The organism is Pseudomonas fluorescens, assembly GCF_902497995.1.
GTDB classification, from domain to species: Bacteria; Pseudomonadota; Gammaproteobacteria; order Pseudomonadales; family Pseudomonadaceae; genus Aquipseudomonas; species Aquipseudomonas fluorescens_BK.
Genome location: NZ_CABVII010000031.1, coordinates 1 through 13,470, shown reverse-complemented (window position 1 = coordinate 13,470; position 13,470 = coordinate 1). Strand labels below are relative to the sequence as shown.

General features: G+C 61.4%; 11 protein-coding genes. 8 read left to right on the top strand and 3 right to left on the bottom strand.

The genetic code is table 11. The features are described from left to right. Window positions 1-178: 178 nt before the first annotated feature. From dnaQ to F8N80_RS27115, 3 genes are all read right to left on the bottom strand, one after another. Window positions 179-937 (bottom strand): DNA polymerase III subunit epsilon, encoded by a 759-nt coding sequence (gene dnaQ / locus F8N80_RS27125; RefSeq protein ID WP_150749202.1) that lies wholly within the window; start codon window positions 935-937, stop codon window positions 179-181. A 257-nt stretch (window positions 938-1,194) separates the two neighbouring features. Then, window positions 1,195-1,647: a ribonuclease HI gene (rnhA, locus tag F8N80_RS27120; protein WP_008028618.1), complete on the bottom strand. Its 453-nt coding sequence runs from the start codon at window positions 1,645-1,647 to the stop codon at window positions 1,195-1,197. A 92-nt stretch (window positions 1,648-1,739) separates the two neighbouring features. Next, window positions 1,740-2,498 carry a class I SAM-dependent methyltransferase gene (locus tag F8N80_RS27115; RefSeq protein WP_150748996.1) on the bottom strand — a complete coding sequence of 253 codons (759 nt, stop codon included), beginning with the start codon at window positions 2,496-2,498 and terminating at the stop codon, window positions 1,740-1,742. Window positions 2,499-2,564: 66 nt separating this feature from the next. Here F8N80_RS27115 and gloB point away from each other — a divergent pair, with 66 nt between their 5' ends. From gloB to fabI, 8 genes are all read left to right on the top strand, one after another. After that, window positions 2,565-3,332: a hydroxyacylglutathione hydrolase gene (gene gloB, locus F8N80_RS27110; protein WP_150785091.1), complete on the top strand. Its 768-nt coding sequence runs from the start codon at window positions 2,565-2,567 to the stop codon at window positions 3,330-3,332. Between the two features lie 99 nt (window positions 3,333-3,431). Further along, window positions 3,432-4,859: a transglycosylase SLT domain-containing protein gene (locus F8N80_RS27105; protein WP_150748998.1), complete on the top strand. Its 1,428-nt coding sequence runs from the start codon at window positions 3,432-3,434 to the stop codon at window positions 4,857-4,859. Between the two features lie 269 nt (window positions 4,860-5,128). After that, window positions 5,129-6,943, top strand: coding sequence for an extracellular solute-binding protein (locus F8N80_RS27100; protein WP_412071198.1), 1,815 nt, complete (start codon window positions 5,129-5,131; stop codon window positions 6,941-6,943). Further along, window positions 6,940-8,781 (top strand): extracellular solute-binding protein, encoded by a 1,842-nt coding sequence (locus F8N80_RS27095; protein ID WP_150785090.1) that lies wholly within the window; start codon window positions 6,940-6,942, stop codon window positions 8,779-8,781. The genes F8N80_RS27100 and F8N80_RS27095 overlap by 4 nt, the downstream gene beginning before the upstream one ends. Window positions 8,782-8,785: 4 nt before the next feature. After that, window positions 8,786-9,859 carry a microcin C ABC transporter permease YejB gene (locus F8N80_RS27090; RefSeq protein WP_150749001.1) on the top strand — a complete coding sequence of 358 codons (1,074 nt, stop codon included), beginning with the start codon at window positions 8,786-8,788 and terminating at the stop codon, window positions 9,857-9,859. Between the two features lies 1 nt (window position 9,860). Continuing rightward, entirely contained in the window at window positions 9,861-10,880 is a 1,020-nt protein-coding gene (locus F8N80_RS27085; RefSeq protein ID WP_150749002.1) for an ABC transporter permease, read from the top strand. A gap of 1 nt (window position 10,881) precedes the next feature. Continuing rightward, window positions 10,882-12,492, top strand: a complete 1,611-nt coding sequence (locus F8N80_RS27080; protein WP_150749003.1) for an ABC transporter ATP-binding protein — start codon at window positions 10,882-10,884, stop codon at window positions 12,490-12,492. 22 nt (window positions 12,493-12,514) lie between these two features. Beyond that, window positions 12,515-13,309, top strand: coding sequence for an enoyl-ACP reductase FabI (gene fabI, locus F8N80_RS27075; protein WP_084320830.1), 795 nt, complete (start codon window positions 12,515-12,517; stop codon window positions 13,307-13,309). The last annotated feature ends 161 nt before the right edge of the window (window positions 13,310-13,470 follow it).

The following is a 13,470-nucleotide window of genomic DNA, read 5'->3' as shown; positions in this document are numbered from 1 at the left end:
GTCCCGAGGCGGCGGGTCGTGGCCTGCCAATCACCTCAGGGTAGAGGGTTCGAGCGCTGGTGGCGAGTGCGGTGCCCTGAATGAGGTCAGCGAGTGCACCATCATGTCGCCAGCAAATTCAATGCTTGCGCAGACTAGCTCCCTCGCCATACCAGCTCTTCCAGACAAATACCGATAATCAGGCCTGCGCCTTGGCCTCCGCCAGTTGCTGCCACAGCGACGGCGCGCCAGCGGACTTGGCGATGGCTTCCAGACGCGCGATGTGCTGGGCCAGGTCGTCTTCACTGGCGCGAATGATGCGCGTCGATTGACGGTCGACCGGCAAGCGACGGATTTCAGTGGCCGAGTTGTCTGCGCCTTCACCGGAACCGTTGCCATCGGACGCATTACCGGCCAGGGACAGGCTGGTCTGGCCGCCGGTCATGGTCAGGTAAACGTCGGCAAGGATCTCGGAGTCGAGCAAGGCGCCGTGGAGTTCACGGCCGGAGTTATCGACGCCGTAACGTTTGCACAAGGCATCGAGGCTGTTGCGCTGCCCGGGGTGACGCTCCCGGGCCATCATCAAGGTATCGAGGATCGAGCAGTGCTGCGTGATGTCCGCGCGATCGTGCTGGCCCATCAGGGCGAATTCGTTGTTGATGAAGCCAACGTCGAACGCCGCGTTATGGATGATCAGTTGCGCGCCCTTGATGAACTCGAAGAATTCGTCGGCCACTTCGGTGAAGCGCGGCTTGCCCACCAGGAATTCGTTGGTGATGCCGTGGACGCCGATGGCGCCTTCATCACTCTCGCGATCCGGTTGCAGGTAAACATGGAAATGCCGACCCGTCAGGCGCCGACCGAGCAACTCGACACAACCGATTTCGATAATCCGGTGGCCATCGGTCACCGGCATGCCGGTGGTTTCGGTATCGAGTACAACGGATCTGGTGGCCATCAGTGCTCAGCTCTCAACGGGTCATTCGTGCAAAAGCGGCAATGTTAACACGCTCGCCTGGGTCTTTCAGATACACCGTGCTGCCGCCATTCGCGAGCAGGCTCCCACATGATCAGCAGTGCACACAGAGATTGTGTTCAATGGAAATCAAGGTGGGAGCCGGGCTTGCCCGCGATGCAGACGCCGCGGACTTTCAGCAAAACCGCGTCATCGTTCATCGCGGGCAAGCCCGGCTCCCACAGGGGATTGGCGAGTCCTCAGGCCTGCTTGTACCCACGCACTTCATCCACCCCACGGTTGGCCAGTTGGTCGGCCCGTTCGTTGCCATGGTGGCCGATGTGCCCGCGCACCCATTTCCAGGTGACGTTGTGCCGGTTGACCTGCTCATCCAGCAGCTTCCACAGATCGGCATTTTTCACCGGCTCCTTCGCCGCGGTCTTCCACCCGCGCTTCTTCCAGTTGTCCATCCACTCGTTGATGCCTTTCATCACGTACTGGGAGTCGGTGACCAGCAGCACGTCGCAGGAACGCTTGAGTTCCTCCAGGCCGCGGATCGCCCCCATCAGCTCCATGCGGTTGTTGGTGGTGTTGGCTTCGCCACCCCAGAGTTCTTTTTCAACGCCCTTGCACACCAGCAATGCGCCCCAGCCGCCTGGGCCAGGATTGCCTTTGCAGGCGCCGTCGGTGAAGAGTTCTACGCTATCGCTCATGCCAATCTATCCAGAAAATGCGGTTGGCCCGCCGATCCATGACCGACGATGCCCGAGGCCGGGACAAACCCGGCCGGGAATATGAATGTGTATTACGGTTCGAGGCGGCGACGGTTGACCTTGGCCATCGGCAACGGAATCAATTTGCCCATCGGCTCGCGCCGCTCCTGGCGCACCGGCCGCAGGCCCACCACGATCTTGCGCGCCACCAATAAATAGAAGCCGCCACCCGACAGTTGCCAGTCACCGGCCTTGCGCTCCCAACCGGCCAGGCGGGCCTGCCAGGCGGGGGACGCCAGCGGCGGACGATAGCACCCGAAGCGGCGTTTCTCCAGCGCAAAGCCCAGCAGGTTCAGCCAGTCGCCGACCCTGAACGGGGAAATGCAGCGCGCCTTGCGCAAGCCGTCGTGAGCGAACATATGGCGCAAGCCCCAGGTGCTCCAGGGGTTGATCCCGATGATCAGCAGATGACCGCCAGGCCGCACGCTGCTGGCCGCTTCGCGCAGCAAACCGTGAGGCGACAGGCAGAAATCCAGCCCGTGCTGCAGCACCACCACATCGGCGGCATGCTCGCTCAATGGCCAGGCCTGCTCCTCGCAGACGATCTCGACACCCGGCAACGGCGCGCCGAGCCGCACATTACGCTGCACCTGCGGCGCCGACGGCGGTGTCTGGGCCGACGGACCGTAATGCACCAGGTAGCCGCCGAAAAAGCGCCCCAACTCGTCTTCGAGCATGCGGCGTTCTTCGTCCAGCAGAAATTGCCCGATGGGGCCGGATAGCCATTCACGGGCCGCGCTGATCAACGTCAGCCACTCAGGATCGGCCTGAGCGAACGCTTTATCGGTCATTGCATTTCTCCAACGCGCCAGGAAGTTCTAAGATGCGCCATTGTTTTCCGCTTGGCGAATCCGACGATGATACAGATCAGTGCCCTGCCCGCCTTCACCGACAACTACATCTGGTTGTTACAAGACCACCCCACCCGGCGCTGTGCAGTCGTCGACCCGGGCGATGCCGGGCCGGTCCAGGCCTGGCTCGCGGCGCATCCGGAATGGGTCCTGAGCGATATTCTGATCACTCACCATCATCATGACCATGTCGGCGGCGTCGAGCAGCTGAAAAAAGCGACGGACGCGACCGTCTACGGACCGGCCAATGAACACATCCCGGCCCGGGACGTCGCCCTCAAGGACAACGACCGCTTCAGCGTGCTGGGTTGCGACTTCGAGGTCATCGCAATCCCTGGCCATACGCTGGGGCACATAGCCCTTTATCACCAAGGTCTGCTGTTTTGCGGTGACACCCTGTTCGCCGCCGGATGCGGGCGCCTGTTCGAAGGAACGCCTGAGCAAATGCACAGCTCGCTGACACGCCTGGCGGCCCTTCCCGAGGATACGCGGGTCTACTGCGGTCATGAATACACCCTGAGCAATCTGCGCTTCGCCATCGCGGTCGAACCGGGCAACCCGGATATCGCCGAACGGCTGGCCACAGTCACTCGACAACGGGAAGCAGGCATCATCACGCTGCCGTCGACGCTGGCCCTGGAAAAGCGGACCAATCCGTTTTTACGCGCCGACGAAACATCCGTTAAACAAAAAGTGGACGAACGGGACGGAACTCATAACCGGGCTCCGAGTGCGGTCTTTGCTGCTCTTCGGGCTTGGAAAGATAAGTTCTAAGCCGTGTTGCCGATGGTACAAAAATTCTGAATGGTTGACCGCAGGGGGTACGCTTTCTAGAATCCCCCGACATTTTTGCCCGGAACTTACTTCCAGCCAATGTCGTCATCCATTCGTAAAGCCATCAATAAAGACGCATTGACCCGCCTGGCTCAAGCCATCGCGGTGGCTGTGTCCGCCACTCTGGCGGGCTGTTCCAGCCATGTGCCGCAGACCGAAACGACACACGTTCCGAACCTCGCCGCTCGAGCCAAGCCAAAACCTGTGCTGCTCAGCGTGAAACCGGCCCCGCAAATACCCCAGGATGTCTGGGAGCGCATGCGTCAGGGCTACCAGCTGCAGGACACCGCCGGCGTCAACCCGCGCATCGAGCAACAGCGCCTGTGGTTCGCCAGCAACCCGTCCTTCCTGGAAAACGCCGGCGAGCGCGGCAGCCTGTATATCCATTACATCGTCGAACGCCTCGAAGAACGCAACATGCCGCTGGAGCTGGCGCTGCTGCCAGTGATTGAAAGCGCCTACAACCCGATGGCCTATTCCCGGGCCAACGCGGTGGGTCTCTGGCAATTCATCCCTTCCACCGGCCGCTACTTCAACCTGCGTCAGACCCGCTTCTACGATGGCCGTCGAGACATCACCGCCTCGACCACGGCGGCGATGGATTACCTGACCCGCCTGCATGACATGTTCAACGGTGACTGGTTGCTGGCCCTGGCGGCCTACAACGCCGGCGAAGGCACCGTCAGCCGGGCCATCGAGCGCAACGAAAAGCTTGGCCTGCCGACCGATTACTGGAACCTGCCACTGCCGGCCGAAACCCAGGCCTACGTGCCGAAGCTGCTGGCCCTGTCGCAAGTGGTGCTGGCGCCGGAAGCCTACGGCGTGAACCTCAACCCGATCGCCAACGAACCCTACTTCCAGGTCGTCGAAATCAACCAGCGCATGGACCTGTCCAAGGTGGCCGCGGTGGCCAACATCGACGAGGACGAACTGTTCCAGCTCAACCCGGCGTTCAAACAACGCACCACCATCGATGGCCCCCAGCATTTGCTGGTGCCGACGTCCAAGGCGCAGCTGCTGACCACCAGCCTGTCGACGATGCGGCCTGACGAGTTGATCAGCAAGAAGCCGCTCAAGCCGGTCTTCGAAGGGGCCGACACCCCCGCGGTTGCCGGCGTCAAGCGTTCTTACCGGGTCAAGCGCGGCGACAACCTGACCACCATCGCCAAGGCCAACAAGGTCGACGTCAAGGACCTGCAGCGCTGGAACAAATTGACCGGCAAGAATCTCAAGGCCGGTCAGACCCTGGTCATGCAGGACACCAGGCGCAGCTCCGGGCGCGTCAACACCGTGGTGGCGGCCACCAGCAAGAAGCAGCAGACCCGGTACAAGGTCAAGCAAGGCGACTCGCTGTACATGGTGGCCAAGCGTTTCAATGTTGAAATGCAGCACCTCAAGCGCTGGAACCCCCGGATTGGCCAGGCGCTGAAGCCCGGGCAGATGTTGACGGTGGCTTCGCCGCGTTAAAACTGCAGGAGCAGCTTGCTCCGCGCGGCGTTCCACGATGGACTCAAGAGCGCCGCGTTCTGTAGGAGCCAGGCTTGCCGGCGAACCAGGCGCCGCGGTGTAACTGGAATACCGCGTTATCGTTCTTCGCGGGCAAGCCTCGCTCCTACATCGGCAATTAACCGCGCATCAAATCCCCGTCTTTTTCCTGCCCATACAAGCTGTTACTGTACGATCCACAAAGCCCAAGCCGCCTGGATCGGATCTCTGACTTGAAGCGTCCCCTCCTCCTGTTCCTGATCAGCCTGGCCTTGAACTCCCCCGCAAGCGCGACGATCAGCGAAAGCCATGGTTATGCGCAGTTCGGCACGCTCAAGTACCCGGCCAGATTTACCCACTTCGACTGGGTCAACCCGCAAGCGCCCAAGGGCGGTACCTTGCGGGTGATGGCGTTTGGCACCTTCGATACGCTCAACCCCTACACCTTCAAGGGTTCGAGCCCGGTTTCCACCCCCAATTTCCTGCAGTACGGCATCAACGAGCTCAACGAACCCTTGATGGTCGGCACCGGCCAGTACGCACCGTCCGGCGACGAGCCGACGTCCAGTTATGGCCTGATCGCCCAATCGGTGGAGTACAGCGAGGACCGCAGTTGGGTGGTGTTCAACCTGCGTCCGCAAGCGCGGTTCCACGATGGCTCGCCGATTACCGCCTACGACGTGGCGTTTTCCTACCGTCTGCTGCTCAAGGAAGGCCACCCGCAGTACCGCACCAATCTCCAGGAAGTGTTGCGGGTCGACATCCTCAACCCGCAGCGCATCCGCTTCGTCTTCAAGCGCGCCGGCAATCCCTTGCTGATTCTGCGCCTGGGCGAATTACCGGTACTGCCGCAGCATTACTGGAAAGGACGGGACTTCAAGGCCACCACCTTCGAACCGCCCCTGGGCAGCGGGCCGTATCGCGTTACCTCGGTAACGCCCGGACGGCAGATCGTTTTCGAGCGGGTCAAGGATTACTGGGGCAAGGATCTGCCGGTCAATCGCGGCAAGTACAATGTCGACCGCATGGAAGTCGAGTTCTACCGTGACAGCGACGTCGCCTTCGAAGCCTTCAAGGCCGGCGAATTCGACATCTACATCGAACACCAGGCGAAAAACTGGGAAAACGGCTACAACTTCCCGGCAGTGCGCCGCGGCGACGTGATCAAGTTGCAGATCCCGCACCAGATCCCGACCCAGACCCAAGGCCTGTTCATGAACAGCCGGCGTCCGACCTTCTCCGAGGCCAGGGTCCGTGAAGCCTTGGGGATGATGTTCGACTTCGAGTGGACCAACCGCACGCTGTTCAGCGGTGCCTACCAGCGCGCGCTGAGCTACTACCCCAACAGCGAATTCTCGGCCACGGGCCTGCCGGTCGGCCATGAATGGCTGATGCTCAAGCCGTATCGCGAGCTGTTACCGGCCAGGCTGCTCACCGAGCCGTTCAGCCTGCCGCAGACCCAAGGCCGCGGCATTCCCCGGGACACCCTGCGCAAGGCCCTGGGCTTGCTGGCCGAGGCCGGCTGGAAGCTCAATGGCCAACGGCTGCAGAACGCCGCCGGGCAACCGTTGCGCCTGGAGATCCTGCTGGTCAACCCGAACCTGGAGCGCATCCTTCAACCCTACGTGGAAAACCTCGCCAGCATCGGCATCGACGCCCGGCTGCGCACGGTCGATCGCGCCCAGTACAAGCAACGCCTCGATCAGTTCGATTTCGACATGATCCTGATGACCCTCAACCAGACCCTCAGTCCGGGCCTTGAGCAATGGCAGTACTTCCACTCCAGTCAGGCCGAGGTCAGGGGCAGCAAAAACTACGCGGGCATCGCCAACCCGGTGGTCGACCACTTGCTCGAACACTTGCTCGCCGCAAAGAACCGCGACGAACAGGTCGCCGCCGGCAAGGCGCTGGACCGGGTGCTGCTGTGGCAGCACTACATCATTCCCAACTGGTACCTCAATTATCACCGCCTGGCCTACCGCAACCGGTTCGCCTTTGTCACCACGCCGCCCTACACCCTGGGCCTGAGCGCGTGGTGGCTGAAATCTTCGGAGAAGGATCGATGAAACCCGTCCGTGCCCTGCTGTTGCACGCCAGCGGCCTGTTGTTCGCCGGGCTGGCCTGCGCCGCCCCGCAACATGCCCTGACCTTGTACAACGAGCCGCCGAAATACCCGGCCGACTTCCAGCATTTCGATTACGTGAACCCCGAAGCGCCCAAGGGCGGGATTTTCCGCCAGGCCGGTTTCGGCGGCTTTGACAGCCTCAATCCCTTCATCAACAAGGGTGTCGCGGCCGACGACATCAGCATGATCTACGACACCCTGGCCAAACAGGGCCTGGATGAACCGTTCACTGAGTACGGCCTGGTGGCCGGCAAGATTGAAAAAGCCCCGGACAACAGTTGGGTGCGTTTCTACCTGCGCCCCGAAGCGCGCTTCCACGACGGGCATCCGATGCGCGCCGAGGATGTGGTGTTTAGCTTCCAGACCCTGATCAAGGACGGCGCGCCGCTGTTCCGCGGTTACTACAGCGATGTTGAGGAAGTGGTCGCCGAAGACCCGCTGACGGTGCTGTTCAAGTTCAAACACAACAACAACCGTGAGCTGCCGCTGATCCTCGGCCAGTTGCCGGTGTTGCCCAAGCATTGGTGGGCGACGCGCGATTTCACCAAGGGCAACCTGGAAATACCGTTGGGCAGCGGCCCGTACAAGGTCAGCGAAGTCAAGGCCGGGCGTTCGGTGCGTTATGAGCGGGTCAAGGATTACTGGGCCAAGGACCTGCCGGCCAACCGCGGGTTCTACAACTTCGACGTGATGACCACCGACTATTACCGCGACAACACCGTGGCCCTGGAAGCACTCAAGGCCGGGCAGTTCGATTACTGGCTGGAGATGGCTGCGAAGAACTGGGCCAACGCCTACAACATCCCGGCCGTCACCGAGGGCCGGTTGATCAAGGAACAGATCCCCAACGGCAACCCCACCGGCATGCAAGGCTTTGTGTTCAACCTGCGGCGCCCGGTGTTCCAGGACCTGCGCGTGCGCCAGGCCCTGACGCTGTTGCTGGACTTCGAATGGACCAACAAACAACTGTTCAACGGTGCCTACGCGCGCACCCGCAGTTATTTCGAGAATTCGGAAATGGCCGCCAGCGGCCTGCCGGACGCCGATCAGCTGGCGATACTCGATCCGTTCCGCGGCAAGGTCCCCGAGCAGGTGTTCACCGAGGCGTTCCAGAACCCGGTCACCGATGGCAGCGGCATGATCCGCGCCCAGCAACGCAAGGCCTATCAACTGCTGCAAGAAGCCGGCTGGCGCATCGTCGACGACAAGATGGTCGACGCCACCGGCAAACCGGTGTCCCTTGAATTCCTGCTGGCCCAGACCGAATTCGAGCGGGTGCTGCTGCCGTTCAAGCGCAACCTGAGCGATCTGGGCATCGAGCTGGTGATCCGCCGGGTCGATGTCTCGCAGTACATCAACCGTGTTCGCTCACGGGACTTCGACATGATCGTCGGCAGCTTCCCGCAATCCAACTCACCGGGCAACGAACAGCGCGAGTTCTGGATGTCCGCCGCCGCCGACAAACCCGGCAGCCGCAACTCCATGGGCCTGAAAGATCCGGTGGTGGACCAATTGGTCGAGCAACTGATCAACGCGGACTCGCGGCAAAGCCTGGTGGCCCACGCCCGGGCACTGGACCGGGTGCTGCAATGGGGCTACTACGTGATCCCCAACTGGCACATCAAGACCTGGCGCGTGGCCTACTGGAACCACATCGGCCACCCGGACATCTCCCCCAAGTACGACGTCGGCATCACCACCTGGTGGATCAAGCCCGACGCTACACCTGCGGTAGAAGTCGAAACCAAACTGCAAGCCGACCCTGCGGGCACGGAGTAATCAGATGCTGGCGTATATTTTTCGGCGACTGCTGCTGATCATCCCGACCTTGCTGGGCATTTTGCTGATCAACTTCGTGATCATCCAGGCCGCCCCCGGCGGGCCGGTGGAACAGATGATCGCCAAGCTCGAAGGCTTCGAAGGCGCCACCAGCCGCATCGCCGGCGGTGGTGCCGAAGTCTCGGTGGCCGGTTCCGCCTATCGCGGCGCTCAGGGCCTGGACCCGGCGCTGGTCAAGGAAATCGAGCACATGTACGGCTTCGACAAGTCGGCGCCGGAACGCTTATGGATCATGATCAAGAACTACGCCACCCTGGATTTCGGCGACAGCTTCTTCCGCGACGCCAAGGTCATCGACCTGATCAAGGAAAAAATGCCGGTGTCGATCTCCCTCGGGCTGTGGAGCACGCTGATCATGTACCTGGTGTCGATCCCGCTGGGGATCGCCAAGGCCACGCGCCACGGCAGCCACTTCGACGTCTGGACCAGCTCATTGATCATCGTCGGCTACGCGATCCCGGCGTTCCTGTTCGCCATCCTGCTGATCGTGCTGTTCGCCGGCGGCAGCTACCTTGACTGGTTCCCGTTGCGCGGGCTGACCTCCAACCATTTCGACGAGTTGAGCATGGGCGGCAAGATTCTAGATTACTTCTGGCACCTGGCCTTGCCGGTGACCGCATTGGTGATCGGCAACTTCGCGACCATGACCCTGCTGACCAAAAACAGCTTCCTCGACGAAATCAACAAGCAGTACGTAGTCACTGCGAAAGCCAAGGGCCTGACCAACCACCGCGTGCTCTACGGCCATGTGTTCCGCAATGCCATGCTGCTGGTGATCGCCGGTTTCCCGTCGGCGTTCATCGGCATCTTCTTCACGGGCTCGTTGCTGGTGGAAGTGATCTTCTCCCTCGACGGCCTCGGGCTGATGAGTTTTGAAGCGGCGATCAATCGCGACTACCCGGTGGTCTTCGGCACGCTGTTCATCTTCACCCTGCTGGGACTGGTGGTGAAGCTGATCGGCGACCTTACGTACACCTTCGTCGATCCGCGCATCGACTTCGAAAGCCGGGAGCATTGAGATGAACCTGTCCCCGCTCAATCGCCGACGTTTCGAACTGTTCAAGGCCAACAAGCGTGGCTGGTGGTCCCTGTGGCTGTTTCTGCTGCTGTTCGGCCTGAGCCTCGGTGCCGAGCTGATCGCCAACGACAAACCGCTGGTGGTGCACTACGACGACGGCTGGTATTTCCCGGCACTCAAACGCTACCCGGAAACCGCGTTCGGCGGCGAGTTCCCGCTGGAAGCCAACTACAAGAGCCCGTACATCCGCGAACTGCTCAAGGCCAAGGACGCCTGGGTGCTATGGGCGCCGATCCCCTACAGCTACCAGAGCATCAACTACGACCTGAAAGTCCCGGCTCCGGCACCGCCCTCCACCGATAACCTGCTGGGCACCGACGACCAGGGCCGCGACGTGTTGGCCCGGGTGATCTATGGCTTCCGGATTTCAGTGCTGTTCGCCCTGACCCTGACGATCTTGAGCTCGATCATCGGTGTGATTGCCGGTGCGCTGCAGGGTTTCTATGGCGGCTGGGTCGACCTGGCCGGGCAGCGTTTCCTGGAGATCTGGTCCGGGTTGCCGGTGCTGTACCTGCTGATCATCCTCGCCAGTTTCGTCCAGCCTAACTTCTGGTGGCTGCTGGGGATCATGTTGCTGTTCTCGTGGATGAGCCTGGTGGATGTGGTGCGCGCCGAGTTCCTGCGCGGGCGCAACCTTGAATATGTACGCGCGGCCCGGGCGCTGGGGATGCAAAATGGTGCGATCATGTTCCGCCACATCCTGCCCAATGCCATGGTCTCGACCATGACCTTCATGCCGTTCATCCTGACCGGCGCCATCGGCACGCTGACCGCCCTCGACTTCCTGGGCTTCGGTTTGCCGCCGGGCGCGCCGTCCCTGGGTGAACTGGTGGCCCAGGGCAAATCCAACCTGCAGGCGCCCTGGCTGGGCATGAGCGCGTTTGCGGTGCTGGCGTTGATGTTGAGTTTGCTGGTGTTTATCGGCGAGTCCGCTCGCGATGCCTTCGACCCGAGGAAGTGAAATGAATCAGGACAATCTGATCGAAGTGCGCGACCTGGCCGTCGAATTCGTCGTCGGCGAGCGCGTCCAGCGGGTGGTCGAAGGCGTCAGCTTCGACATCAAGCGCGGCGAAACCCTGGCCCTGGTCGGCGAAAGCGGCTCCGGCAAATCGGTGACCGCGCACTCGATCCTGCGCCTGCTGCCCTACCCGCTGGCCCGGCATCCGTCCGGCACCATCGAGTATTCGGGGCAAAATCTGCTAAGCCTGAAAGAAAAAACCATCCGCCACATCCGCGGCAACCGGATCGCGATGATCTTCCAGGAGCCGATGACCTCGCTCAATCCGCTGCACTCGATCGAGAAGCAGATCAACGAGGTGCTGGGCATCCACAAGGGCCTGATCGGCAAAGTGGCGACCAGACGCACCCTGCAATTGCTGGAGATGGTCGGTATCCCGGAGCCCGAGAAGCGCCTCAAGGCCCTGCCCCATGAATTGTCCGGCGGCCAGCGCCAACGGGTGATGATCGCCATGGCCCTGGCCAACGAGCCGGAACTGTTGATCGCCGACGAACCGACCACCGCGCTGGACGTGACGGTTCAACTGAAAATCCTCGAATTGCTCAAGGAACTGCAGACCCGTCTGGGCATGGCGCTGCTACTGATCAGTCATGATTTGAACCTTGTACAAAGAATTGCGCATCGCGTATGTGTCATGCAGCGCGGTTGCATCGTCGAACAGGCATCGTGCGAAGAGTTGTTCCGCGCGCCGCAGCATCCGTACACTCGGGAACTGCTGGCAGCGGAGCCCAGCGGGACGCCGGCGACCAATGTGATTGGCCCGCCCTTGCTGCAAGTCGAGGACCTGAAAGTCTGGTTCCCGATCAAGAAAGGCTTGCTGAAAAAGACCGTGGATCACATCAAGGCGGTGGACGGGATCAATTTCAGCCTGCCCCAGGGCCAGACCCTGGGGATTGTGGGAGAAAGCGGTTCCGGTAAATCGACGCTCGGCCTGGCGATTCTGCGGCTGATCGGCAGCAAAGGCACCATCCGCTTTGAAGGCAAGCAGCTAGACTGCCTGACGCAACAACAGGTCAGGCCGCTACGCCGGGAGATGCAGGTGGTGTTCCAGGACCCCTTCGGCAGCCTGAGCCCGCGGATGTGCGTGAGCCAGATCGTTGGCGAAGGCCTGCGAATCCACAAGATGGGCACTGAGGCAGAACAGGAACAAGCGATTATTGCGGCACTCAAGGAGGTAGGTCTGGACCCGGAAACCCGGAACCGCTACCCCCACGAATTTTCCGGCGGGCAACGGCAGAGAATCGCCATTGCCCGGGCATTGGTGTTAAAACCGGCGTTGATTTTGCTGGACGAGCCGACCTCGGCCCTCGACCGGACCGTGCAACGCCAGGTGGTGGAGCTTTTACGATCACTGCAAACCAAGTACAACCTGACGTATCTGTTTATCAGCCATGACCTGGCTGTCGTCAAAGCGCTGAGCCACCAGCTGATGGTGGTCAAGCAAGGCCAAGTGGTCGAACAGGGAGACGCGCAAAGTATTTTTGCCGCCCCCCGACATCCGTATACACAGCAGTTGCTGGAAGCCGCCTTCCTGGTACCAGCCACTGCGCAATAACCTGAAAAGAGAGGAGCAACACATGGGTTTTCTCGCCGGTAAGCGCGTACTGATCGTCGGTGTCGCCAGCAAGCTGTCCATCGCATCCGGCATCGCTGCCGCCATGCATCGCGAGGGCGCTGAGCTTGCCTTCACTTATCAGAACGACAAACTCAAGGGTCGTGTCGAAGAGTTCGCACAGAGCTGGGGTTCCAACCCGGACCTGTGCTTCCCGTGCGACGTGGCCAGCGATGAAGAAATCGCCAAGGTCTTCGAAGCGCTGAGCAAGAAGTGGGACGGCCTGGACTGCATCGTGCACTCCGTCGGCTTCGCCCCGGGCGACCAACTGGACGGCGACTTCACCGAAGCCACCACCCGTGAAGGTTTCCGCATCGCTCACGACATCAGCGCCTACAGCTTCGTGGCCCTGGCCAAGGCTGGCCGGGAAATGATGAAAGGCCGCAACGGCAGCCTGCTGACCCTGTCGTACCTGGGCGCCGAGCGCACCATGCCCAACTACAACGTGATGGGCATGGCCAAGGCGTCCCTGGAAGCTGGCGTACGTTACCTGGCCGGCTCCCTGGGCCCGGACGGCACCCGCGTCAACTGTGTATCGGCTGGCCCGATCCGCACCCTCGCCGCTTCCGGCATCAAGAACTTCCGCAAGATGCTGGCCGCCAACGAAGCGCAAACCCCGCTGCGTCGCAACGTCACCATCGAAGAAGTCGGCAACGCCGGCGCCTTCCTGTGTTCCGACCTGGCGTCGGGCATCAGCGGTGAAATCATGTACGTGGACGGTGGTTTCAACACCACGGCCATGGGCAGCCTCGAAGAGTAATCTTCGGCGCCCCCAATAAAAAACCCGCCGCTTCAGGCGGGTTAATGAGATGGTCACCCCCAACACCCTGCGAGGGCTACGCTTTCGCAGGGTGTTTTGTTTTCGGAGGCCATCATCATGAGCGAGTCAGCATTAATCGGTATCGATCTCGGCAAACACAA

Coding starts and splice junctions, on each gene's coding strand:
- F8N80_RS27115 (WP_150748996.1), bottom strand. CDS start 2,498: ATGACCGATAAAGCGTTCGCTCAGGCCGATCCTGAGTGGCTGACGTTG.
- F8N80_RS27085 (WP_150749002.1), top strand. CDS start 9,861: ATGAACCTGTCCCCGCTCAATCGCCGACGTTTCGAACTGTTCAAGGCC.
- gloB (WP_150785091.1), top strand. CDS start 2,565: ATGATACAGATCAGTGCCCTGCCCGCCTTCACCGACAACTACATCTGG.
- F8N80_RS27095 (WP_150785090.1), top strand. CDS start 6,940: ATGAAACCCGTCCGTGCCCTGCTGTTGCACGCCAGCGGCCTGTTGTTC.
- F8N80_RS27105 (WP_150748998.1), top strand. CDS start 3,432: ATGTCGTCATCCATTCGTAAAGCCATCAATAAAGACGCATTGACCCGC.
- rnhA (WP_008028618.1), bottom strand. CDS start 1,647: ATGAGCGATAGCGTAGAACTCTTCACCGACGGCGCCTGCAAAGGCAAT.
- F8N80_RS27080 (WP_150749003.1), top strand. CDS start 10,882: ATGAATCAGGACAATCTGATCGAAGTGCGCGACCTGGCCGTCGAATTC.
- F8N80_RS27090 (WP_150749001.1), top strand. CDS start 8,786: ATGCTGGCGTATATTTTTCGGCGACTGCTGCTGATCATCCCGACCTTG.
- fabI (WP_084320830.1), top strand. CDS start 12,515: ATGGGTTTTCTCGCCGGTAAGCGCGTACTGATCGTCGGTGTCGCCAGC.
- dnaQ (WP_150749202.1), bottom strand. CDS start 937: ATGGCCACCAGATCCGTTGTACTCGATACCGAAACCACCGGCATGCCG.